We start from the raw sequence: 21,188 nt of genomic DNA on the forward strand, positions 1-21,188 counted from the left end.
CGGGATTCAGGCTCTCCATCGGGTCCTGGAAGATGATGGCGATTTCGGTGCCGCGAATCCGCTTCCGCATCTCTTCGTTCGACAGCATCTCCTCGCGTTCCCGCATCTCTCCATCCGGTCCCTCCTCGACGCCGAACAGCAGTTCGTCCCGGAAGCGGACTTCCCCGCCGACGATTTCGCCCGGCGATTCCACTAGTCGGAGGATGCTCTGTGCGGCGACGCTCTTCCCGGCCCCGGATTCGCCTACGAGACCGACGATTTCGCCCTCCTTTACGTCGAAGGAGATGCCGTCCACCGCACGGACGACGCCTTCCTCGGTGAAGAACTGTGTCTTCAGGTTATCGATGTGTAACAGTGTATCAGTCATTTTCGTCTCCGTCAGTTGTTGATTCGCGGATCGAGTGCGTCCCGCAGGCCGTCGCCGAGCAGGTTGAACCCCATCACGGTGACGAGGATGGCCAGTCCCGGCCAGAGGCTGAACCACGGGTCGGGTAGCATGTACCCGCGCGACTGGCTCAACATCTGGCCCCACGAGGGCGTCGGTGGCTGTGCCCCGAACCCGAGGAACGAGAGGCCAGCGACGATGAGGATGCTGATGCCGACCTGCAACGTGGCTTGGACGAGAACCGGTGCGAAGCTGTTCGGGATGACGTGACGCAGGATGATGTTCCGGTCGCGCACTCCCGCCGCTCTCGCCGCTTCGATGTACTCTTCCTCGCGCACACTCACGACCCGCGAACGGATGAGGCGGGCGAAGACGGGAATCGTGGTGATGCCGACACCGATCATCGCGAAGGTCAGGTCGCGGCCGAACGCGGCCATGAACGCGATGACCAACACGAGGAACGGAATCGCGTACAGCGTTTCAGCCAGCCGCATCAGTACGTCGTCGATCCATCCGCCGTGGTAGCCTGCGACCGCGCCGAGTATCGTCCCGCAGATGAGTCCGAAACCGGTCGAGATGATGCCGACCTGCATGGCGATGCGCGAACCGTAGACGAGTCGAACGAGGATGTCCCGTCCGCGGTGGTCCGTCCCGAGCGGGTACTCCCACAGCCCCTTCCCGAACGTGTTGCTCGTCATCGCCGGAGGGCGCAGGATCTTGGCGTTCGTCGGATCGTTCACCGGGTTGTGCCAGAAGCTGCTCACGATGGCGTAGTCGAACAGCTTCGCGTCGATCCACGCGAACACCGCGAGGACGACGATGAACCCGATGATGTAGAGGCCGATCCTCGCGGTGGTGTCCCGTCGGACCTGTTCGAGCGCATAGCGCCATCCGACGTTGGCCTCGACTTTCGCTTCCCCTCGGTCAGTCGCGTTGGCGTTTCGAACGTCCGTCGAATTTGCTTCTCCAGTTCCCATTTCAGTCCACCTCGTCGTAACTCACTCGCGGGTCGATGTACGCGTAGGAAATGTCGGTAATGACGACGCCGACGACGAACGTCAGGCCGAAGAAGATCGTCGTTCCCATGACCAGCGGGTAGTCCTGATTGTTGATTGCCGTGATGATGAGCCGTCCCATTCCGTTGATGTTGAACACCGTCTCGGTCAGCACCGCCCCGCCGAGCGCGGCGGTGAGTTGCAACCCGACGACCGTGATGACCGGCAGTTGGGCGTTCCGAAACGCGTGTTTTCGGACGATCTTTCGTTCCGCGACGCCGTAGGCGCGCGCCAGCTTCACGTACTCCTGCTGGAGCACTTCGAGCATCGAAGAACGCTCGATACGCATGATTGCGGCCATCTGGAGCGTGCCGAGCGTTATCGCCGGGAGCAACAGATGCATGAATGTCTGCCAAAAGACGCCGAGTTGCGTAGACGCACCCTCGACCGCGCTCGGTTTCTGCCATGGTTCGACCAGCCCCGTTGCCGGGAACCAACCGAGGTAGTAGGCGAAGACGATGATGAGCATCAGGCCGATCCAGAAGTCGGGCGTGCTGACGCCGATGAGCGCAACGATGCGCGTGACGTGGTCGGTCGGCTTGTTGCGCCGTTTCGCGGAGATGATACCGAGTGGAATCGCCACGACGAGCGCGAAGGTGAAGCTCGACAGCATGAGCAGGAGCGTCACCGGAAGCCGCTGCATGATCTTCGTCGTGACCGGAGTCCGGTAGTAGATGCTCTCGCCGAGGTTGCCCTGTGCGACGGAGGTGAGGTAGTGTACGTATCGCACCGGAAGCGGCTGGTTCAATCCGTACTGCGCGCGTATCTGGTTTACCATCTCGGCGCTCGGTGACGGTCCGAGCATGATCTGAACGGGGTCGCCCGGAATCGCGTTCGTCAAAAGGAACGTGATCGTCACGATGCCGAGCAGTACCGGAATGGCCTGTAGTAAGCGTCGAATCGTATAGCGAAGGATTCCCATGTGTATTGTCGTTGAATCGTATCGAAAGGGGGTGTCGCGTTACTGCTTCCCGATGGAAGCGTTGGTGTACTGCGTCGCGAGGACGAAGCTCAACACCGGATGCGGTTCGAACCCGTTCACCTTGTTTTTCACCCCGAAACTGTTCTTCAGGTTGTACGCCGGAAGGTGTGCCCGGTCGTGGAGCACCTTGTTGATGGCCTCGGTGTACAGCTTCTTCCGTTTGGCGTGGTCAGACGACTTCCGCGCCTCGACGATCTGCTTGTTGACCTTGTTGTAGTAGGTCCCGTCGTTCGTCCCGTGGGCGGACTTCGTGAAGAAGTAATAGAGGAAGTCGTCGGGGTCAGGGCCGCCCGACCAGCCGAGGGTGTACATGTTGTAGTCGCTCGTCTTGCCGGTGACGAACTTGTTGAGGAACGCACCCCAATCGAGCCGCTGGACGTTGGCGTTGTACCCCGCCTCTTTCAGTCCGTTGGCGACGGTGACGCCCAACTGTTGGCGTTTGTCGTCCGGGGGAACGATGATTTTGGCGTTCCAGTTGTCCGGAACGTTGTCCGAATTCTTGAGCAACTCCTTCGCCTTGTCGATGTTCTTGTCGTGTGGAATCTTCTTCCACTTGTCGAGCGGGAAGCCCCACTTCTTCGAAATCTGTTCCGGTAGCGGACTGTACTGTCGGACCCCGCTCGGTTCGACGAAGTTCGAGACCGCTTGGTCCATGTCGAAGCAGTAGTCGATGGCTTCCCGTACCTTCGGGTCCGTCGTCGGCCCGTTCTTGCAGTTGAAGGCGAGATAGAAGTAGCCCATCCCGATCTTCGACTCGATGGACGTATCGCTCATGTTCTGGACCTGTTTCCAGAGCTTCGGCGGGATTTCCTCGATGATGTCGTTTTCGCCTGTTTGAAGGCTCGTCAACCGGGTCGTCGGTTCCTCGACGGGAACCATTTTCACGTTTGCGAGGTTCGGTTTCGGCTTCCCCCAGTAGTCGTCCCACCGGGAAATCTTGACGTAGTTGCCTTCCTGCCAGTCATCGAATTTGAACGGTCCGGTGCCGATCGGATTCTTCTTGTTGAATTTCTTTTTGTCCTTCTCCCGAACCGACTTCGGGACGACGGAGGACGTCAGGACGTTCATGAACGGCCCGTATGGGTATTTCAAATCGAACTTGACCTTCCGTTTGCCCGCCTTCGAAACCGAGTCGATCATCGTGAACGTGGACGCGTTCTCGGTCTCCTCCTTGACGGGTGCCGTGAAGGAGTATGCGATGTCCTCGGCGGTCAATGAGTCGCCGTTCTGGAACTTGATCCCCTTCTGGTACTCGACGATGTACGTCTTGCCGCCGTTCTTGACCTCCGGCTTGCCCGTCGCCATCTTCGGAACGACGTTGATTCCGGAGTCGTACGTGTACAGACCCTCGAAGACGCGGTCTGATACCTGTGCGGAAGGAACGTCGTTGAGGACGATGGGGTCGAACTCCAGCGGGCTTTTCACCTGCGCGAGTTTCAGCGTCCCGCTGGTGTTGGCTCCGCCGCCCGAATTATTGCCGCCACCGCCAGAGTTATCTTGATTCCCTGAACATCCAGCCAGCGCCGCGATGCCGGTTGCACCGAGACCTTGCAGAAGCCGTCGTCGCTTGATCGAATCGGGTATCGTGCTTTTTTTCGTCATACTTTTTGTGATTTGTTGATGGGGGTCGCCGCTCGTCCGCAGTCCGCGGACATGTGAGCAACTGTCGAATATTTTTTACTGAGCCAACCATTGTTATTGGGTGCCTGAAACGAACTATCGGAAGCGGTAATCATTGCCTACGGAGGTGATGCTTCAAAATAAATTCGGGAAAGATTATAACTAAAATCGAGCGACAACTCGCCAACAGTTCACGAGTACTACTCCGGATACCAACCCCTATTGGCAATTTTATGATATTATTTCGGTCGGTCGATCACAGTGAGAAGGTTGAGCAAAAACGATCAATCGTATTGTATTTCATTCCGTCGAGAGTATTTAAAGACCGGACAGTTGATGCGAATTCCACACCACACTGTATGGTGTGCGTGAGGGTGAATCGATCCGTCGAAGACGGATACGAATCGGAAGCATCCCGGACTGGTACTGATCGCCATCGTCGGAATACGATGGAGTAATCCTGTCGTAAAAGTTGGATGACGGCCGCCGTTCAGTCATCGTCATCGAACACCGACCGAAGCTCCCATACGCCGGAATCGAAGAAGGGTGATTTCGGATAGCCCGCACCCCGCCAGAGTGCGTCGAGGGGGGGGCGCGAGTTGGGTTCGAACGTCGGCATCGAAGTTGTCGAGCGTGACGGGGAACGGTGCGAGCATCGGCTCTCGAATCGGGCGCGCGTCGTCGCTCGACTCGACCACACCGGTGTCGAGCAGACAGCCATCGACGCCGTACATCGTGAGCGTGACGTAAATCGGGGCCGTCCGCTGGTGGTACGCGAGCACGCGAAGGTACCGCCGGACGCTCCGTGTCAGGTCGAGTTCGAGCGCGCGTCCGTCGATTCGTGGCGGTTCCGTCCGGGATTCCTCGAACGGAATCGCGGCAACGGATTCGACGACACCGTTCGAGAAGAGATGTGCATACCCGGCACAGCCGTCCCGTTCATCCGACGGGACGACTGCCCCGAATCCGTCGGCGGTCCACGAACCGCGCGCACCGTCCCGCCCGAGTATGGGAAGCTGTTTCGGCCACATGGGATCGGCCTCGGGTAACACGCTGTGCTCGCCGAGGTCGATCGCGTAGCCGTCGTCGTACACGCCGGTCGGGACGACGTGAACGACGATACCCCGTGGCGCGTCGAAGTCGAAGTAGCCTTCCCCGTTCACGACCGCTTCGAGTCGTCGCTGATGAAGCGCCGTCGCCTGTTCGTTTGCCCCCCCGGCGTACTTGGCCGCCATGATCGCGTCTCGATAGCTCATTCGCTACCGACCAAACCCGGTGAAGATGGTTAAATGGACTGATATACCGAACGGACCTGTCGACAATGAAAATACTTTTTATTTCACCTAGAAATCTGACGCACAGTGACTGATCCCCGCCCTCCAAACGACAGCCCTCCCCGAAAGCGACCTCCCTCGCCCACCCGTCGACGATTTCTCGGCCTCACTTCGACTGCCATTTTTGGCACCCTCGGTGGGTGTAGCGCGCTGTACCCCGCCGCTTCCCGACCGGTTTCCGCGGACGATTGGCCGCTCGTCGGCTACGATTCGGCGGGCGCGGCATACAAACCGGACGGCCTCTCGCTCCGAGCGAAACCCGCGGTTCGGTGGAAACGGAAGCTTCCGAACGTGACAGGACGTTCGCCGACGCCGCTCATCTACGACGGGACCGTCTACAGCACGGCCGGGAGTTTCCTCACCGTCGATGCGACGGACGGAACGACGCAAACCCATCGGCGACAGCCGTTCGGGGTGACGCCAGCCATCGCAACGGAGACTTCATACCGCAACGAGACGGTCGTTTCGAACGACGGGCGTCGGGTTTGTGGCGTCAACCCGGGCACCGGCCCGCGCGGTGACCTCCGCTATCGCTGGCGGACGCCCAACCCGAAGTCGTCGTTCATTCAGTCGTTGTTACCGAGTGGTGACGCCGTCTCGCCGGTCATCGCCGATGGACACGTCTTCGTTCCACACGATACAGGTGTCGAGAGTAGCGTGCGCGCGCTCGACCCGAGTGACGGACGGGAACGGTGGCGCTATCGGTCTGACGGCCTGTCCTCACGAGTTTCCGTCTACGACGGCGTCGTCTACATCGCGACGTGGGTCAACGAATTCACCGCGCTCGACGCCGAAACAGGGGACGTTCGCTGGCGACGACAACCGTTCAAAGAGGTGCTCACGTGGGGGTACGTGACCGCCGCCGACCACGGCGTGTACGGGACGCGTGACGACTACGCCATCGCCTTCGACAGGAAGACCGGGAAGCGTCGGTGGCTCCGTCACCTCACCGGCGACGGAAAGTACGCGAGGATACAGGGAACACCGACCGTCACCGACGAGACGGTGTACGTCCAGATCACACGGGACGACGAGGACCACCTCCTCGCGCTTGACCCACGCTCGGGAACGACTCGATGGGAGAAGTCGGTTGGCGAGTACAAACGAACGCCCGTCGTCGCGGGCGACACGGTCTACGTCCCCGATTCGCGAGCCCTCCTCGCACTCGACGCGAAGACTGGAGACGAACGGTGGAAATCCGAGACCGAAAAAGCTCCGTCACCACCGGCAGTCGGTGCCGGGATGGTCGTCTTCACGGACGGGTTCGAACTGTACGCATTGGAGGCGTCCCGATGAGCCGAGACAAGCGAATCCGCGGCTCCGAGATCGATCGCGTCGGTTCCGATTCGCCGCCCGACGACTCCATCACGGCCTTCGGATTGCTCGTGGGTGTCCTACGGGACATCCGCTCGCGTCCCTCGCTCGCCGTGCCGTTTCTGGTGACGAGCATCGTGCTCGCCGCCTGTAACGTCGCCCGACTCCGTGACCCGGTAGCGACACAGGTCGCCACCGTCGCTCGGACGGGACTCGCCCATTTCGTCGTGCTGTTATATCCCGGTGACTCCTCCCTCGTTACCCGACCGGTCGGCGCGATTTTGGGGCTTCGGCTCCCGATCATGGCGGAGGTCGCCGCCATCTGGATCGTCACCCAGATAGCGATCGCAACCGCGGTTGCCGCCCTCGTGACCCGTTCGATGGTGATTCAGTCTCCGTTCGAAGCGTCGCGTCGCTCGTCGTCTTCCAATGTTGTCTGTCCGGTCTCGTCTGGGCGGTCGGCGCGATAGGAACGATGCTCGGCTTCGTCGTCCTGCTCGTCGGCGTACTCCTCGTCGCGTTCGTCTCGGCCCGACTGTTCGCCGTCCCGGTGTTGCTGGTTCGCGGGAGGTCGATGGGTACGGCGGTTCGGCGGAGTTACGGCTCGATCGCCGGGAACACCCTGTCGGTCGTCGTCTTTGCGGGAATCATCGGGACGCTCCAGTACTGGGTTGGGAGCGTTCCGATGCTCGACTCGCTCGCCTCGTACGGTGGACCCGAACTCCACGTCGCGCTCGGGACGGTTCTCGGAGTGTCTATCTTCGCCCCGTTAGGAGTCCTCGGCGCGATACGTGTAGCGGTGATCGCAACCGACGAGTGAGCTTCGTCAACCGTAGGTTTCCACGAGGTGGTCGAGCAACTCGTCCACCGTCGTCGGGTTGTACGTCCAGAATCCGAAGAATTCACCGTCGTCACGTTCCTCGGCGACCAACGCGCATTTCTGGTCGTCGTCACCGCCACCGTCGTAGACGAGGAACCACACCCGTCCGATCTCTCCCGAAGTTCTCGCACAAAACGTCGTGTTGGGAATTCGAGGCGGTTGCCAGTCCGCCCGTCCGTAAATGTGGATATCCAGATTCGTCTCGGACGCGAGTCGTCGATAGAGGTCCATCTGGTCCTGAAATGCCGAGAACGCCTGAAATCCGACGTGTAAGGAACCGACGGCGATACGCCACGCGCGGTCCTCGATTTCGCGGCTGGTCGACAACATCTGCCGTCGGTCGAACGACGTGAACAGGGTTTCATCGAGAAGAGTTCGCAGGTCGCGGAACGAGGACGGATCGAAATCATCGCTCCACGGGACGAGAACCGGCGGGGTGAGGAATTCCTGAAGCGCGGTCAACCCGATCGCTCCCTGAAAACCGTCTTCGTCCCGGATGACGAGGAATTCGTTCGGTCCGACGCTCCGAAGCCGTTTGTACTTCACCGTGACGTTTTTCGTCTCGAACTGCGCCGCGAGGTCCGTATTCGAGTCGCCACCGTACACTACGAGCGTCTTTCGTTCCCGCTCGACCGCGTCGATGGCTTCCCGGAAGTTCATCAGTGATTCCACTCCTTCGTCTCCACTCAATTCTCATACTCGTGTGCCAGCGCCCAATGGAGTAGCCGGACGACCGATGGGGAGAATTCGGACCTGACGAGCAGTTCTTCACGTGGATCGTAGTCGACGAGCCCCGACTTGCGTAGCATACGGATGTGTTGTCGCCGGAGTTCGGCCAGCAACTGTTCGCGGTCCTCGGCCGTCGCCATCCGATATTCGCTCGCGTACAGCCACCCCGTAAGCACGTCGGCCAGTTCGTCCAGCGAGATTCGGTCCCACTCCAAGAGCGTGTACAGCGTATATCGTCGAGGCGTACTCGACAGTGCTCGATACACGTCGTCGTCCAGCGACGTATCTAACAAAATTTCGTACAGAACGTCTTCGGAGTCATTCCCCATCTCGACTCCCCGATACTGCTACTATTCGGGAATGCCTAAATCTTCGGTCCCGACGTGTGTTACAGTCGTCGGGCGAGCAACCGACTGGTGACGAAGAGGACGGCGCTCATCGTGACCGAGGTGGCCGAGACGGCCAATACGCTCAGGCCGGTTCCCGACGCGTCAAAGGGACTTCGTCCGGCCGCCGTCGTGTACTGGTGGATCGTCTCCACGCCGTTGTAGCCCAGGAGGAACACCGCCAACGTGATGACGAGCAGGAGAGTGCCACCGATCAAGCCATAAAACGACGCTATCTCCTCGACACTCAGGAGCTGTTGCATCCGGCGCGTGCTCAGGTCCTCCTCGCCGGAGAGTATCGTCGCGGCGACGGCGACGTGTCCGGCCGCCGCTCCGAGTTCGAGGAGGAGGACGAGCGCACCCGGCATCAGGATGATCGGCGATGCCGTCAGTGGAGCACCACCCGGAAACAGCGCCGCAACCGAGTCGGAGTAGCTGAGCGTTATCGGTGCGATGAGGGCCAGCACGAGCAGCAGGGCGCTCTGCCAGGCGAGTTTCGTCGGGATTGATTGGTCGAAGAGGCTGTTCCGTCGGACGCGCAGTCGCTCGTAGGGCGAGCCGTTGAGAATTGCGTCCGCGATTCTGTCGTCGAGGTAGTCTGTCTGTTCCGTCACGGTACCACGACCGGGGAACGGTCGTTTTCAGCCGATATCATCCTCGGGGATATACCTGTATCGATTCGTCGAAACACCAATATTCGGACGTTTCAGAGCGTTAGGACAAAAATATCGCGTACCGTCGAATAGGGGACTGCGGTGGAATCGTCATCCAGAGGGGCCCCGAATCGCAGGGGTGAACGACGGATTTCGAGCGTCAGCACAACCACGACGTCCTGCCACGGCACCATTCCGGGATAGATTTAGCCGCGTCGCGGACGAGGTTCGGAAGTTCATCGACGGGAAATCGGATTCGGGGTCCGAAGTGTGATGCCGTTGATCGCGGAACCGTTCAGGCCGATTCCAGACAGTACAGCGCCGTCGATTCTCCCTTTCCAGGGCGGCAGGCCACGAACAAGGCACCGTCGGCGACGGCGAGTCCTTCGACGGCCAACGAGGTCGAGTGTGACCACTGCTTTGCGTCGTACCGGTACCCTTCCATGCCGATACCGCCGTCGAGCGCGAACCCGTGGACTGCATCGCCGCTGCTGACGTACAGGGTGTCACCGGCCGCGACGGGGTCGGCCCGATCGAACCGCCCGTTGTAGCGCCACTTGGTCTTCTTGTCGTAATCCCGGTGGGCCGAAAGGGAGTCGTATCCGGCCGCGAAGACTGTGTAATTGCCGTAAACGGGTGCCGAGTTCGCCTGCTTCGCGGGCACTTTCCACCGTGTCGTTCCCGCGTGCGCACCGTCTTGTAAACAGCGGAGCGGCCCACCGAACGTATCGACGAGAATGCCCTCCGAGGTGGGTACCAACCCCTGGATTTGTGCCCCGACTTTCCGTCGCCATTGCTCGCCGAACGGTCGGTCGGTACCGCGTTCGAAAAGCGCATACACTTCACCACTGGACGTTCCGACGTAGAGGATGGGAAGCCGGTATGCCATCGTCGTAATCTCGCCGAACAGGTCCGTCCGTCGGAGAATTCTGCCCGTCTTCAGATCGAGTTTCAGCAGTTTTCCGTTCTCTGTTCCCACGAACAGTTTCGAGGGAGAAACGTGCTCACCTGCGACGAGGTGTGGGGAGGTGTTGATGTCCTCGACATCGGTGAGCGACCACGCTTTCTCGCCAGTCTTCACGTCGAGAGCGTGAAGATCGCCGAGCGCGTTGACGTAAACGAGTCCATCGTGGACGACCGGGCCGTCGGACCATCCGTGGTCGAGGTCGAACTGCCACAGTACGCCCCCGCTACTCGAATCGAGCGCGACGAGCGACTTCCCAGTCGGGAGGAACACCCGACCGTCCACGATGGCGGGCGTGCCCGTCGCCGAAGCGCCCTCGAACGTCCATCGTTCCAGGACGCCGTGACGTGGGGCTTTCGCTTCGGGATTGTAGGCGGTGTTGGTCGTATCGAATCGCGGCATCGGCCAGTCGGTGTCCTTCGCGGTCCCGTTGTTGGAGGAGCCACCCGAGGACCCCGAATCGCCAAGACATCCGGCGAGTCCGGCGGTTAGCGCGCCGCCGACACCGGCGAGAACGTGTCGTCTGGAAGTCATTTTTGGAGTTTTAGTGCCGGATTAGATAAGTTTTCTGAAAATATGGGTGATGAAATCCTCCGCGCCGAACTACCCACGTTCATTGTCACCGCCGATCACGACACGAGTATGACCGAATACGATACCATCGTCGTCGGCGTCGGCGGCATGGGAAGCGCGACGGCGGCCCACCTCGCAAAGCGCGGCGAGAACGTTTTGGGCCTGGAACGCTACGATATTCCGCATTCGATGGGGTCGTCACACGGCGTGACGCGGATCATCCGGAAGGCGTACTACGAACACCCGGACTACGTCCCGCTGCTGGAGCGTGCCTACGAACTGTGGGACGAGTTGGATGCCACGCATCCCACGGAACTCCTCCACACGACCGGTTGTATCGTCGCTGGCCCGGATGGCAGCGAGAAGGTCGCCGGTGCGCGCGAATCCTGTGAGACACACGGATTGGCGTACGAACGGCTTTCCGCCGAGGAGGTGGGCGAACGATATCCGGGCTACGACCTACCCGAGGACTTCGTCGCGATTTTCGAACCGGACGGCGGTTTCCTCCACGTCGAACAGTGCGTCGTCGCGCACGTGAACGAAGCACACCGACACGGCGCGGATATTCGCGCCCGGGAGGGCGTCCTCGACTGGGAGCCAACCGCCGACGGCGGTGTCCGCGTCGAAACGAGGGAGGGAAGCTACACCGCCGACACGATGGTCGTCACGGCGGGCGCGTGGGCCGCGAACCTGCTGCCGATGCTGCGGGTCGAGGCGAGACCGGAGCGGCAAGTGCTGGGCTGGTTCCACCCCGACGACTCCGAGGCGTTCCAACCCGATTCGTTCCCGGTCTTCACCATGGGTTGCGAGGAGGGCTACTTCTACGGCTTCCCGGAGTACGGCGTGCCCGGGTACAAGGTCGGCAAGTACAACCACTTCCACGAGAACGTCTCCCCGGACGACGTGGCCGACCCGACGCCCGCCGACGAGCGCGTCCTCCGCGATTTCACGGAGCGCTACTTCCCCGAGGCGGCCGGACCGACGATGCGCTTGGAGACGTGTCTGTTCACCAACTCGCCGGACGAACACTTCATCATCGACACGCTTCCGGACCACCCGCAGGTCGTCGTGGGCGCGGGATTTTCGGGTCACGGGTTCAAACTGTCGAGCGTCGTCGGCGAGATTCTGGCCGACCTCGCCATCGACGGCGAGAGTCGCCACGATATCGAGTTATTCTCGCTCGACCGGTTCTGACTTCGATCCGATCACCGTTCGACGCGGTACCACAGGTGAGTCACGTCGGGCGAATCCACTACCCTCGTCTTTTCGAGTTCGAGCGGTTCGAAGTCGAGATGGTCGAACAAGCGAACCCCATCCCCGAGCAGGACGGGAACGATGTGAAGCCGAATCTCATCCAGAAGGTCCGCACCGAGAAACCCCTGAACGACGTTCGCCCCGCCCGCGACCGACACGTCGTCGGTACCCGCGGCCGCTCTTGCCCGTTCGAGTGCGCTCCCGACGCCGTCGGTGACGAAAGTGAACGTCGTGCCACCCCGTCGTTCCTCCGTTCCTCGATGGTCGTGCGTGAGGACGAACACCGGAACGTGAAACGGCGGGTCGTCACCCCACGGTTCCTCGCCGGTATCGAACATCCGTTTTCCCATCACGACCGCGCCGACGTTCTCGAACGATTCGGCGAGGATGTCGTCGTCGATACCCGTTTTCCCGCCGTCGAGACCGTGTAACTCGCGCCAACTCGCCAGTTCGTACACCCACTCGTGGAGTCGCTCGCCGCCGTCCCCCAGCGGGTTGTCGATCCCCGCGTTCGGCCCGGCGATGAACCCATCCAACGACGTGGACAGTTCTGCGACGACGTTTCCACTCGTTTCCTCAGTGTCGGTTTCCGACGACTCGGAAATCCCTCCGTTTGTCATCGTCTATTTCCCCCAGGACATTCGGGACGCCGGCAACCCCCTTAATTCTCGCCGCCGTGCGGCCCGGCCACTGGGGTCGTTCGTCCCGCTACTCGAACCGCTCCACGCTGAACCCCTCGATATCGACCGGTTCGCCCATGATCTGATCGGCGACCAGTTTTCCGCTGTAGGGGCCGAGTTGGAGTCCGGTCGCGCCGTGACCGGTCGCCAGGTGGACGCCCTCGACGGTCGGAATTCGCCCCAAAACGGGCAGTTGGTCGGCCGAGCGCGGACGGAGGCCGACACGGATCTCCTCGATCGCCGCGTCGCCGAGTCCGGGCGCGACGCGAAGCGCTTCGCCGAGCACCTCGTGAACACCTTCGGCCGTCGTGTGGGGTTCGAAGCCCGACCCGACTTCACGGGTCGCGCCGACGGCGACGCGGTTGTCCGACCACGGGACCATGTAGTGGCTGTGATACGGGCTGAGGATGGGCCACGAGGAGGTGTCGGTGTCGCCCAGATCGAGGTGGATGATCTGCCCGCGTTGGGGTTCTACTGGGATCGACACGCCGAGCGAGTCGGAAAATCGGTCGGACCACGCGCCCCCGGCGATCACGACCGCCGGTGCCTCGTAGGTCGTCGCGTCGGCGGTTTCGACGCCCGTGACGGTCCCGTCCTCGTGGTGAATCTCGGTCACGTCCTTTCCGAAAACGGTGAGTCCGTGTTTCTTCGCCCCCCGGAGCAGCGCGCCGGTGAACGTCCGGGCGTCCACCCGCGCGGCACCGTCGTAGGCGCGACAGCGCCGAGTTTCGGCGAGGGCCGGGAATCTCGATTTCGCCTCCGCGGACGATATTTCCTCCGTCGTTCCGGGTGCTGGCTGGCCGTATTTCTCCTGTCGCTCCCGAATCCGTTCGGATGCCGCGTCGTACTCCGGTACTTCGTCCTCGTCCACCGCGACCGAGAGCAGGGGACAGTCGGAGTAGCCCGTCTCTCCGTCCTGTTCGTTTTCGAGGTGTTCGACGATTTCCGGATAGTACGCCGCGGCATCGAGTGCGAACTCGAACCACTGGGTCGAGGCGGTTCGACTGCTGGTCGCTGGAGAGATGATGCCCGCACCGGCATCCGTCGCTCGTCCGGTGTCGTGGCGGTCGATGAGAAGCGTGTCCACGTCCTCACGTGCCAGGTGGTAGGCGACGGAGGCACCGACGATTCCGCCCCCGACGACGATTGCGTCGTACATGGGAGATGGTCGCATGCCGTTCACTTTGACGTATGGATACCGACAATCCGGACGGTGGGTCGATGCGAAAAGTATGCCCTGATAGTCACGGGAGAGAATGCCAGCACCGATTGATACCCGATCGATTATTGACGAATACGTTCGATGATCAATCTCAACAGCGTTGAGACGGCGAGCAGGACGCCGGTAATAAGTGGGAAAAATCCTGCCCAGTAAACCCCACCAGGGGCAGTGTTCAGGTTCCAGATCGCATACAGACAGAGTATGAGCGTAATGGCCGCGAACGCCGTGAGCGCGCGGCGACCGATTCCACGCGGATTGGTGGAGCGTCCCCTGAATAGAAGTATGGCTATCGAGAGTATCATCGGTGCAATGGCGCTTGGCGGCAGTGTGAGTGGTCCGGTATGTATCCATTCCGGATACCACGGGTTGTAGTCCAGGGACAGGTCAGTGCTAACGAGGGTGGCGAGCGCGAGGAGTGTTTCGAGTAGATGCGTAGTGCGGTCGGACGGCCAAGTACTCATATGTTCTTTCGGCGAGTTGGAAGGAAATACTTCTGGGAGACGTAAAACGAATTTTAAGCCCGAAACGAACTAGCGGAGTCGCGCCCAGATCCCCCAGCAGAGCACGAGCACAAGAACGAAGAATCCGCCTGTGAAGAACGTGATGAACGAGATATCGAGGAGGCCGTGAGATGTCGGATCGCTCCCGGGTGGCCCGCTGCTGTACTCGAACGTCCGGTAGAGGACGTAGATAGTCGCGCCAAGGAGTAGTATCCCAGCACCAAATACGCGCGCGAACAGATCACGCAGGCCGTTTTTCCGGTTTTCGGTGCCGACGAAAAGCACGACCGGATCGTCGGGTGCCGCGTACACCGCCATCTCTCGCCCTTGATCCGAGTACCGAGTATCTGCGACGCGAACGAGACCTGCGTTCTCAAGCTTCCCCAAATGATACGAAATCGTTTGCAGCGAGTTGTCAGTACGGTCGCGCAGGTCACTAGGAGTTACCGGATCGCTGTAAATCTCCGTGAGTAGTGTGCGAGCAGTGGCCGAAGAGATCGCGTCGAGTGCTTCGTCGATATTCTCGTCGTCAAGGCCGATGAGACGTGGATCACCACGTTGTGTCCCATCCACATCGCGGGCGGGCAGCCAATCCATATCCAAGATGGTTGGTTAATTGCCATAAAAATATGGATGCTTTGGATGGATACTTCCATCACTGTACAACCGCTACTGGCGACGAGTCTCATAGCCTGGATACACCCTGTACTCAACACGGGGACAACCTACCCGACCAAGAGACAAAACACGGACGAGAGTTGCCGATCAGTTTATCCGAGTTCTGGGATTCGACTCTCTGAAAGCCGACTGTCAACTCAAATCCGGGTCGGTGTCGACGAACCGGTCGATTTTCTCCGGCGCGCACCAATCCGTCGCCAGTTCCAGCAGTTGCACCAGCATCCGTCCCGTCGCGCCCCAGACGGTGAAGCCATCGACGTGGAAGTAGTGGATTACCACCTCGCCGTAGTGGGGGTGGTCGCGGTGTTCGTTCTCGTAGTTGTCGAAGTTCGTCAGTTCCGACACCGGGAGGATGGCGATTTCCGCTACCTCGCGCTCGTCGGGGTCGTACTCGCGGTCCGGGATTCTGACGACGAACGGGCTGATGGAGTAGCCCGTTATCGTCCGGATGTCGTCCAGTCGCCCGACGTGCTCGACTTCCTCGGGTCGAAGTCCGATTTCCTCGTGTGCTTCCCGGAGTGCGGTCTCCCAGAGGTCGTCGTCGCCCGGTTCGTGTCCCCCGCCGACGAAACTCATCTGTCCCGGATGTTCGCCGAGGTGGTCCGCGCGCTTGGTGAAGAGGAGGGCGGGACCATCGTCGCGGTCGATAATCGGCACGAGGACGGCCGCCTCGCGTTGCTCGTCCGTGACCAACCGTGGTTCGTGGTCGGCCACCCGACCGAGGTTCATGTGTTTTCGTCGGTCCGTCCGGCCTTAATTTGCCCGGTCGGCGTGCGACTCGTTCTCGGAGCGCAATCGTTCGACCTCATGACTCGTCCAGTCTGTCACGCACGTTGCCCGCCTCCACGGGTGCCCACGCTTCGAGGTCGTAGCTCACGTCCACGAGGTACTGCGCCCGCTCCTCGTCGGCCGTTTCGGCCTCCGCGGCGAGTCGCTCCTTCACGCGTTCGCCCAACCCCTCGCGGTCCGTGGTCCGCTCCGGGACGTCCATGATATGCGGCAGGTCCTCCGCGTTGTCGGGCAACGCCGGGAACGCCACCGGACCGGGCACAAGAACCGTTTCGCCGGTGTCGGTATCGGCGCGTGCTTCCACGAGATAGAAGTCCCGCACGCCGTCCTCGATGACCGACTCGAACGCCGATTCGTCCACCTCTTTTCCCTGCTTGAACGCCAACTCGGCGAGCGCCTCGGCCAGTTCCGCACGTGTCAGTGCCCCGAACAGGTCCACCACGCCCGCGAGTTCGTCTTTCGTCTCACTCATTTCGTCTCACTCGTTACCGGGAAGCATCGGGCCACCGATATTAGTGTTCACTTTCCGGCACCGGGAACGATGAACCCGGTCGACCTTCGTTCAGAACAGAAAGCATTTATTGAAATGGAAATATGGACTGAATATGGTCTCCCTCAGCATGATGCTCACCGGACTCGGTGTGCTCGCCCTCGGTGCCCTCGGCGTTAGATACGGGTACCAACTGTCGACGCCCGACGAGCAATCCGACTCCATCGGCAGTACGAACCCGGTCGATGAGGTCGAACCTGCGGGTTGGCGGGTGGCACTCACGCGACTTTGTTTCGGAATACTCGGTACGACCGGCGCGGGGATGATCGTCATGTCGATGTTTTCCTTCTGACCCGCGAAAACAACGATCGAACGAACAAAAAGAGCGATCGAACGAACAGTAGAGAAGCTACATCCGAGACAGCACTGCCTCGGTGACGTCCGCGGTGGTCCCGTCGCCGCCGAGGTCGGGCGTTCGCGGCCCGTCCGACAGCACGGATTCGACCGCCTCACGAACCGCCGCGCCCTCCTCGTCGTACCCCAGATGCTCCAGCAGCATCGCGGCCGAGAGGATGGTTGCCGACGGGTTCGCCACGCCCTCGCCCGCGATGTCCGGCGCGGTGCCGTGGACGGGTTCGAACAGCGCGTTGTCCGGCCCGATGTTGGCCGAGGGGAGCAGTCCCAATCCGCCGACTAATCCGGCGGCGAGGTCCGACAGCACGTCGCCCGCGAGGTTCGGGCAGACGATGACGCCGAACTCGTCGGGGTGCAAACAGAGGTGAGTCGCCAGCGCGTCCATCAGCATCTCGTCGTGTGAAACGCCCTCGCCGTCCGCCACGCGGTCCACCGTGTCGCGGAACAGGCCGTCGGTCTCGCGCATCACGTTCGCCTTGTGGGCGATGGTGAACTCCTCGTCGTCGCGTCCCTCGACGTACTCGCAGGCGAATTCGGCGAGTCGCTCGGACGCGGATTCGGTGACGACGCGGGTCAGTGTCGTCACGTCGTCGCTCAGGTTCGACTCGTGGCCCGCGTAGACGCCCTCCGTGTTCTCGCGGAGGAAGACGAGGTCGGTCTCGGGTCGGAGCGCTTCCGTTCCCGGATACGCCCTCGCGGGGCGCACGTTGACGAACGAGTCCACGACGCCGCGAAGCGGCAAGATGACCTCCGCCGCCGTCTCGCCCGCCGCGCCGAACAGCGTCGCGTCGGATTCCGACACGAGACTTCGGGTTTCCTCCGGCAACGCTTCGCCGGTTTCCGCCTTCACGGCGTCGCCCGCGTCGCCTTCCACGAACTCGAACTCCGGTCCGACGGCTTCGAGGACTCGCCGTGCCGCTGGTACTACTTCCTGTCCGATTCCGTCACCGGGGATGACAGCGATTTGTTCGCTCATTGTTCGACGTAAGGGAGGCTCTCGGCCGTTTTCTCGATTTCCGCTTCGTTCGACTTCATCAGCGCCGTCGTGTCCCAGACGCCCTCCACGAGCGCCTGTCGCTGGGCGTCGTCAACGTTCGCCTCGACGGTTCGGCCGTCGTAGCGTACGGTTTCCTCCGCCACGTCGACCTCGATTTCGGCGTCTGGGTTCTCCTCGACGAAGTCCTGCAACGCCTCCACGGTCTCGGCGTCAGCCGTGACGGTCGGGATGCCCAGCGCGAGGCAGTTCCCGGCGAAAATCTCGGCGAAGCTCTCGCCGACGATGGCGTCGATTCCCCAGCGAGCGAGCGCCTGCGGCGCGTGCTCGCGCGAGGAACCACAGCCGAAGTTACCGTTGACGACCAGTATCGACGCGCCCTCGTGATCGTCCTCGTTGAACGGGTGCGGTTGCGGGTTGTCGTCGGAATCGAACCGCTGGTCGAAGAACGCGAACTGTCCCAGGCCGTCGAAGGTGACGACCTTCATGAACCGCGCCGGGATGATCTGGTCGGTGTCGATGTCGTTGCCGCGCACCGCGATGCCGGTTCCGGATTCGTAGGTGATCTCTTCGGTCATGCGCTCACCACCTCCGACAGTTCGCGTACGTCGGTCACTTCGCCGCGAATCGCGGCGGCCGCGACCATCTCGGGACTCATCAACACCGTCCGGCCGTCCGGACTGCCCTGTCGTCCAACGAAGTTACGATTCGAGGAGGACGCGCTGGCCTCGTCGCCGTCGAGTTGGTCGTCGTTCATACCCAGACACATCGAACACCCGGCCTGACGCCAGTCGAAACCGGCCTCGCGGAAGATTTCGTCCAACCCTTCCGCCTCGGCGGCGGCCTTCACACGCTGGCTGCCGGGGACGACCATCGCCCGTACGTCGTCGTGGACTTCGCGTCCCTCGACGACTTGCGCCGCGCGGCGCAGGTCGGGCAGTCTGGCGTTGGTACAGGATCCGACGAACGCCACGTCGATGTCGTAGCCCGCCATCGTATCGCCGGGTTCGACGCGCATGTGTTCCTGTGACTGTCGCGCCGTCTCCCGCTTCTCCTCGGGCAGGTCTTCTGGTGCGGGAATCGGTTCCGTGATGCCGACGCCCTGTCCGGGCGTCGTACCCCACGTCACCATCGGTTCGAGTTCGTCGCCGTCGATGACGACCACGTCGTCGTACTCGGCATCCTCGTCGGAGCGCACGGACTCCCAGTAGGATTTGAGTTCCTCGAATTTTTCAGGATTATCCGCGAATGCGTCCGTTTCCCGCAGGTACTCGTAGGTGGTCTCGTCGGGGTTGACGTAGCCCGCGCGAGCGCCGCCCTCAATGGACATGTTGCAGATGCTCATCCGGCCTTCCATGTCCAGATTTTCGATTGCCTCGCCCGCGTACTCGTACACGTAGCCGACGCCGCCGTCGGTGCCGAGTTGGCGGATGATTTCGAGGACGATGTCCTTCGCCGAGACGCCGGGCCCGAGTTCGCCCGTGACCTCGATCTTTCGGACCTTCTGTTTCTCCATCGCGATGGTTCCGGTCGCCAGCACGTCACGAATCTGGCTCGTACCGATACCGAACGCCAGCGCGCCGAACGCGCCGTGCGTCGCGGTGTGGCTGTCGCCACAGACGATGGTCATGCCGGGCTGAGTCAGTCCCTGCTCCGGACCGATGACGTGAACGATTCCTTGGTCGCCCGATTTCGGGTGCGAGAACTCGATACCCGCTCCCTGCACGTTCTCCTCCAACTCCGACATCATCTCTTCCGCTGCCTCGTCGGCGTACGGACGCGACTGGTCGGCCGTCGGGACGATGTGGTCCACCGTCGCGTGGGTGTTCTCGGGATACGCGACCTCCATGTCGCGCTCCTCCAGCATGCCGAACGCCTGCGGACTCGTCACTTCGTGGACGAGATGCAGACCGACGAACAGTTGGGTCTGTCCGGTCGGCAGTTCCGTTACCGTGTGGCGATCCCACACCTCGTCGTAGAGCGTTCCCTCACTCATCGGTACTGTACCCGATATTCGTGGCCGCGCTCGAAAACGCCCACCGAGTCAGCGGCACCCGTCGGCGGCTCGTGCGATATTTCGGCCATCGTCTTCATCGTCGATTCCTCGTCGTCCCCGCCATCGGTGGCGACCTGTCCACGGCTGAACAGCTGTGTCATCGCGCCGCGGTCGGCGTGGGGATGGACGTGGTTCACGTCCGCCATCGTTTCCGTCCGTCCGTTCCGGTTTTCCTCAGTCATCTGCTGTCACTCGCTCTTGTTCTCCTTCCTCGGATTCTGATTCCTCGTCTTCCGTTTCCGACCACGAGAACAGTTGGCGGAGACGGTCCCCGACCTCCTCGATTTCGTGGTTCTTCTCGGCCTTCCGCTTCTGACGGTACGACGGCCGCCCGGCCTGATTCTCGACGATCCACTGGCGAGCGAACTCGCCGTCTTGTACCTGCTGGAGGACCGTCTCCATGTTCTCACGGGCGTGGTCGTCGACGACGACCTCACCGCGCGTCAGGCCACCGTATTCGGCGGTGTCGGAGACCGAATCCCACATCTCGCCGAGGCCGCCCTCGTACATCAGGTCCACGATGAGTTTCATCTCGTTCAGGCACTCGAAGTACGCCATCTCGGGCGAGTAGCCCGCATCGACGAGCGTCTCGTACCCGGCTTTGATGAGTTCCGTCACGCCGCCACAGAGGACGGCCTGTTCGCCGAACAGGTCGGTTTCCGTCTCCTCCTGGAACGAGGTCTCGACCACGCCTGCGCGGGTACAACCGATGGCTTTCCCGTAGGCGAGCGCCTCCTCCTTCGCCTCGCCGCTCGCATCCTGATAGATGGCGAGCAGTCCCGGCGTTCCCTCGTCGGCCTCGTAGTTCCGGCGGACGAGGTGGCCCGGCGATTTCGGGGCGATCATCGTCACGTCCACGTCCTCCGACGGTTCGATCTGGCCGTAGTGGATGTTGAACCCATGGGCGAACTGGAGCGTGTCGCCGGGTTCCAGTTCGGATTCGATGTCGGCGTACACGGCCGGTTGAACGGTGTCCGGCACGAGCACCGAGACGACCTGTGCTTCACTGGCCGCCTCTTTCGGCGTCGCAACGCGCAGGCCGTCGGCTTCCGCGGCCTTGCGCGAGGACGAACCCTCTCGCAGGCCGACCACCACGTCCACCCCGCTGTCAGCGAGGTTCTGTGCGTGGGCGTGGCCCTGACTGCCGTACCCGAGTACGGCCACCGTCTTGTCGTTCAGATAGCTGTCGTCCGCGTCTTCGTCGTAGTAGATCGTTGCGTCGTATTGGTTCGTCAT

The 21,188-nt window shown here is 61.6% G+C and carries 25 protein-coding genes; 5 read left to right on the forward strand and 20 right to left on the reverse strand.

Going from position 1 to position 21,188, the window contains the following annotated elements:
* The 5 genes from NKF25_RS21045 to NKF25_RS21065 form a co-directional block, all read right to left on the reverse strand.
* Nucleotides 1-367: ATP-binding cassette domain-containing protein (locus NKF25_RS21045; protein ID WP_253228603.1), on the reverse strand; the 367-nt coding region annotated here is incomplete at its 3' end.
* Between the two features lie 11 nt (nucleotides 368-378).
* Nucleotides 379-1,362 carry an ABC transporter permease gene (locus NKF25_RS21050; protein ID WP_066138443.1) on the reverse strand — a complete coding sequence of 328 codons (984 nt, stop codon included), beginning with the start codon at nucleotides 1,360-1,362 and terminating at the stop codon, nucleotides 379-381.
* A 1-nt stretch (nucleotide 1,363) separates the two neighbouring features.
* Entirely contained in the window at nucleotides 1,364-2,362 is a 999-nt protein-coding gene (locus NKF25_RS21055) for an ABC transporter permease (protein WP_253228604.1), read from the reverse strand.
* Nucleotides 2,363-2,401: 39 nt separating this feature from the next.
* Nucleotides 2,402-4,024 (reverse strand): ABC transporter substrate-binding protein, encoded by a 1,623-nt coding sequence (locus NKF25_RS21060; RefSeq protein ID WP_253228605.1) that lies wholly within the window; start codon nucleotides 4,022-4,024, stop codon nucleotides 2,402-2,404.
* Nucleotides 4,025-4,542: 518 nt separating this feature from the next.
* The gene (locus NKF25_RS21065) at nucleotides 4,543-5,298 is read right to left on the reverse strand and encodes a hypothetical protein (RefSeq protein ID WP_253228606.1); all 756 of its coding nucleotides are present in this window, start codon (nucleotides 5,296-5,298) and stop codon (nucleotides 4,543-4,545) included.
* A gap of 105 nt (nucleotides 5,299-5,403) precedes the next feature.
* Here NKF25_RS21065 and NKF25_RS24505 point away from each other — a divergent pair, with 105 nt between their 5' ends.
* Genes NKF25_RS24505 through NKF25_RS21080 form a run of 3 tightly spaced genes read left to right on the forward strand, consistent with a single transcriptional unit; the run spans nucleotide 5,404 to nucleotide 7,510 of the window.
* Nucleotides 5,404-6,672, forward strand: coding sequence for a PQQ-binding-like beta-propeller repeat protein (locus tag NKF25_RS24505; protein ID WP_253228607.1), 1,269 nt, complete (start codon nucleotides 5,404-5,406; stop codon nucleotides 6,670-6,672).
* The gene (locus tag NKF25_RS21075) at nucleotides 6,669-7,160 is read left to right on the forward strand and encodes a hypothetical protein (protein ID WP_253228608.1); all 492 of its coding nucleotides are present in this window, start codon (nucleotides 6,669-6,671) and stop codon (nucleotides 7,158-7,160) included. The genes NKF25_RS24505 and NKF25_RS21075 overlap by 4 nt, the downstream gene beginning before the upstream one ends.
* A gap of 5 nt (nucleotides 7,161-7,165) precedes the next feature.
* Nucleotides 7,166-7,510 carry a hypothetical protein gene (locus tag NKF25_RS21080; protein WP_253228609.1) on the forward strand — a complete coding sequence of 115 codons (345 nt, stop codon included), beginning with the start codon at nucleotides 7,166-7,168 and terminating at the stop codon, nucleotides 7,508-7,510.
* Between the two features lie 6 nt (nucleotides 7,511-7,516).
* Here the strand turns inward: NKF25_RS21080 and NKF25_RS21085 are convergent, their stop codons facing one another.
* The 4 genes from NKF25_RS21085 to NKF25_RS21100 all read right to left on the reverse strand — a co-directional run bounded on the left by NKF25_RS21085 (nucleotide 7,517) and on the right by NKF25_RS21100 (nucleotide 10,836).
* Nucleotides 7,517-8,230: a DICT sensory domain-containing protein gene (locus NKF25_RS21085; RefSeq protein ID WP_253228610.1), complete on the reverse strand. Its 714-nt coding sequence runs from the start codon at nucleotides 8,228-8,230 to the stop codon at nucleotides 7,517-7,519.
* Between the two features lie 26 nt (nucleotides 8,231-8,256).
* Nucleotides 8,257-8,628: a hypothetical protein gene (locus tag NKF25_RS21090; protein WP_253228611.1), complete on the reverse strand. Its 372-nt coding sequence runs from the start codon at nucleotides 8,626-8,628 to the stop codon at nucleotides 8,257-8,259.
* A gap of 59 nt (nucleotides 8,629-8,687) precedes the next feature.
* Nucleotides 8,688-9,299 (reverse strand): hypothetical protein, encoded by a 612-nt coding sequence (locus NKF25_RS21095; protein WP_253228612.1) that lies wholly within the window; start codon nucleotides 9,297-9,299, stop codon nucleotides 8,688-8,690.
* A gap of 334 nt (nucleotides 9,300-9,633) precedes the next feature.
* On the reverse strand, nucleotides 9,634-10,836 hold the full coding sequence (locus NKF25_RS21100) for a PQQ-binding-like beta-propeller repeat protein (protein ID WP_253228613.1): 1,203 nt from the start codon (nucleotides 10,834-10,836) through the stop codon (nucleotides 9,634-9,636).
* 42 nt (nucleotides 10,837-10,878) lie between these two features.
* Here NKF25_RS21100 and solA point away from each other — a divergent pair, with 42 nt between their 5' ends.
* The gene (gene solA / locus NKF25_RS21105; protein ID WP_253228614.1) at nucleotides 10,879-12,069 is read left to right on the forward strand and encodes an N-methyl-L-tryptophan oxidase; all 1,191 of its coding nucleotides are present in this window, start codon (nucleotides 10,879-10,881) and stop codon (nucleotides 12,067-12,069) included.
* An 11-nt stretch (nucleotides 12,070-12,080) separates the two neighbouring features.
* Here the strand turns inward: solA and NKF25_RS21110 are convergent, their stop codons facing one another.
* From NKF25_RS21110 to NKF25_RS21135, 6 genes are all read right to left on the reverse strand, one after another.
* Nucleotides 12,081-12,749, reverse strand: coding sequence for a dihydrofolate reductase family protein (locus NKF25_RS21110; RefSeq protein ID WP_253228615.1), 669 nt, complete (start codon nucleotides 12,747-12,749; stop codon nucleotides 12,081-12,083).
* 88 nt (nucleotides 12,750-12,837) lie between these two features.
* Nucleotides 12,838-13,968, reverse strand: coding sequence for an FAD-dependent oxidoreductase (locus NKF25_RS21115; protein ID WP_253228616.1), 1,131 nt, complete (start codon nucleotides 13,966-13,968; stop codon nucleotides 12,838-12,840).
* A 125-nt stretch (nucleotides 13,969-14,093) separates the two neighbouring features.
* Entirely contained in the window at nucleotides 14,094-14,492 is a 399-nt protein-coding gene (locus NKF25_RS21120; protein ID WP_253228617.1) for a hypothetical protein, read from the reverse strand.
* Nucleotides 14,493-14,561: 69 nt separating this feature from the next.
* Complete coding sequence (locus tag NKF25_RS21125; protein WP_253228618.1) at nucleotides 14,562-15,128, reverse strand: helix-turn-helix domain-containing protein; 567 nt, start codon at nucleotides 15,126-15,128, stop codon at nucleotides 14,562-14,564.
* Between the two features lie 213 nt (nucleotides 15,129-15,341).
* A complete protein-coding gene (locus NKF25_RS21130) occupies nucleotides 15,342-15,938 on the reverse strand; it encodes a CoA pyrophosphatase (protein WP_253228619.1) in 597 nt (198 codons plus the stop codon).
* A gap of 76 nt (nucleotides 15,939-16,014) precedes the next feature.
* Nucleotides 16,015-16,470, reverse strand: a complete 456-nt coding sequence (locus NKF25_RS21135) for a hypothetical protein (RefSeq protein WP_253228620.1) — start codon at nucleotides 16,468-16,470, stop codon at nucleotides 16,015-16,017.
* 133 nt (nucleotides 16,471-16,603) lie between these two features.
* Between NKF25_RS21135 and NKF25_RS21140 the strand changes: the two genes are divergently transcribed.
* Nucleotides 16,604-16,840, forward strand: coding sequence for a hypothetical protein (locus tag NKF25_RS21140; protein WP_253228621.1), 237 nt, complete (start codon nucleotides 16,604-16,606; stop codon nucleotides 16,838-16,840).
* A 57-nt stretch (nucleotides 16,841-16,897) separates the two neighbouring features.
* On the opposite strand, the gene NKF25_RS21145 is transcribed toward NKF25_RS21140, so the two are convergent.
* Genes NKF25_RS21145 through ilvC form a run of 5 tightly spaced genes read right to left on the reverse strand, consistent with a single transcriptional unit; the run spans nucleotide 16,898 to nucleotide 21,188 of the window.
* A complete protein-coding gene (locus NKF25_RS21145; RefSeq protein WP_253228622.1) occupies nucleotides 16,898-17,878 on the reverse strand; it encodes an isocitrate/isopropylmalate family dehydrogenase in 981 nt (326 codons plus the stop codon).
* A complete protein-coding gene (gene leuD / locus NKF25_RS21150) occupies nucleotides 17,875-18,474 on the reverse strand; it encodes a 3-isopropylmalate dehydratase small subunit (protein WP_253228623.1) in 600 nt (199 codons plus the stop codon). Before leuD ends, NKF25_RS21145 begins: the two co-directional genes overlap by 4 nt.
* A complete protein-coding gene (gene leuC, locus NKF25_RS21155; RefSeq protein ID WP_253228624.1) occupies nucleotides 18,471-19,892 on the reverse strand; it encodes a 3-isopropylmalate dehydratase large subunit in 1,422 nt (473 codons plus the stop codon). The genes leuD and leuC overlap by 4 nt, the downstream gene beginning before the upstream one ends.
* The gene (locus tag NKF25_RS21160) at nucleotides 19,889-20,134 is read right to left on the reverse strand and encodes a hypothetical protein (protein WP_253228625.1); all 246 of its coding nucleotides are present in this window, start codon (nucleotides 20,132-20,134) and stop codon (nucleotides 19,889-19,891) included. Before NKF25_RS21160 ends, leuC begins: the two co-directional genes overlap by 4 nt.
* On the reverse strand, nucleotides 20,127-21,188 hold the full coding sequence (ilvC, locus tag NKF25_RS21165; RefSeq protein WP_253228626.1) for a ketol-acid reductoisomerase: 1,062 nt from the start codon (nucleotides 21,186-21,188) through the stop codon (nucleotides 20,127-20,129). Before ilvC ends, NKF25_RS21160 begins: the two co-directional genes overlap by 8 nt.

This window comes from Haladaptatus sp. AB643, from assembly GCF_024136975.1.
Classification (GTDB): Archaea; Halobacteriota; Halobacteria; order Halobacteriales; family Haladaptataceae; genus Haladaptatus.

What these genes read in the sequence shown, in the direction of transcription:
- NKF25_RS21075 (WP_253228608.1), top strand. Translation starts at nt 6,669, where the DNA reads ATGAGCCGAGACAAGCGAATCCGCGGCTCCGAGATCGATCGCGTCGGT.
- NKF25_RS21085 (WP_253228610.1), bottom strand. Translation starts at nt 8,230, where the DNA reads ATGAACTTCCGGGAAGCCATCGACGCGGTCGAGCGGGAACGAAAGACG.
- leuC (WP_253228624.1), bottom strand. Translation starts at nt 19,892, where the DNA reads ATGAGTGAGGGAACGCTCTACGACGAGGTGTGGGATCGCCACACGGTA.
- NKF25_RS21060 (WP_253228605.1), bottom strand. Translation starts at nt 4,024, where the DNA reads ATGACGAAAAAAAGCACGATACCCGATTCGATCAAGCGACGACGGCTT.
- NKF25_RS21065 (WP_253228606.1), bottom strand. Translation starts at nt 5,298, where the DNA reads ATGAGCTATCGAGACGCGATCATGGCGGCCAAGTACGCCGGGGGGGCA.
- solA (WP_253228614.1), top strand. Translation starts at nt 10,879, where the DNA reads ATGGGTGATGAAATCCTCCGCGCCGAACTACCCACGTTCATTGTCACC.
- NKF25_RS21130 (WP_253228619.1), bottom strand. Translation starts at nt 15,938, where the DNA reads ATGAACCTCGGTCGGGTGGCCGACCACGAACCACGGTTGGTCACGGAC.
- NKF25_RS21080 (WP_253228609.1), top strand. Translation starts at nt 7,166, where the DNA reads ATGCTCGGCTTCGTCGTCCTGCTCGTCGGCGTACTCCTCGTCGCGTTC.
- NKF25_RS21125 (WP_253228618.1), bottom strand. Translation starts at nt 15,128, where the DNA reads ATGGATTGGCTGCCCGCCCGCGATGTGGATGGGACACAACGTGGTGAT.
- NKF25_RS21135 (WP_253228620.1), bottom strand. Translation starts at nt 16,470, where the DNA reads ATGAGTGAGACGAAAGACGAACTCGCGGGCGTGGTGGACCTGTTCGGG.
- NKF25_RS21110 (WP_253228615.1), bottom strand. Translation starts at nt 12,749, where the DNA reads ATGACAAACGGAGGGATTTCCGAGTCGTCGGAAACCGACACTGAGGAA.
- NKF25_RS21100 (WP_253228613.1), bottom strand. Translation starts at nt 10,836, where the DNA reads ATGACTTCCAGACGACACGTTCTCGCCGGTGTCGGCGGCGCGCTAACC.
- NKF25_RS21050 (WP_066138443.1), bottom strand. Translation starts at nt 1,362, where the DNA reads ATGGGAACTGGAGAAGCAAATTCGACGGACGTTCGAAACGCCAACGCG.
- leuD (WP_253228623.1), bottom strand. Translation starts at nt 18,474, where the DNA reads ATGACCGAAGAGATCACCTACGAATCCGGAACCGGCATCGCGGTGCGC.
- NKF25_RS21090 (WP_253228611.1), bottom strand. Translation starts at nt 8,628, where the DNA reads ATGGGGAATGACTCCGAAGACGTTCTGTACGAAATTTTGTTAGATACG.
- NKF25_RS21145 (WP_253228622.1), bottom strand. Translation starts at nt 17,878, where the DNA reads ATGAGCGAACAAATCGCTGTCATCCCCGGTGACGGAATCGGACAGGAA.
- NKF25_RS21160 (WP_253228625.1), bottom strand. Translation starts at nt 20,134, where the DNA reads ATGACTGAGGAAAACCGGAACGGACGGACGGAAACGATGGCGGACGTG.
- NKF25_RS21120 (WP_253228617.1), bottom strand. Translation starts at nt 14,492, where the DNA reads ATGAGTACTTGGCCGTCCGACCGCACTACGCATCTACTCGAAACACTC.
- NKF25_RS21115 (WP_253228616.1), bottom strand. Translation starts at nt 13,968, where the DNA reads ATGTACGACGCAATCGTCGTCGGGGGCGGAATCGTCGGTGCCTCCGTC.
- NKF25_RS21140 (WP_253228621.1), top strand. Translation starts at nt 16,604, where the DNA reads ATGGTCTCCCTCAGCATGATGCTCACCGGACTCGGTGTGCTCGCCCTC.
- NKF25_RS21055 (WP_253228604.1), bottom strand. Translation starts at nt 2,362, where the DNA reads ATGGGAATCCTTCGCTATACGATTCGACGCTTACTACAGGCCATTCCG.
- ilvC (WP_253228626.1), bottom strand. Translation starts at nt 21,188, where the DNA reads ATGACGAACCAATACGACGCAACGATCTACTACGACGAAGACGCGGAC.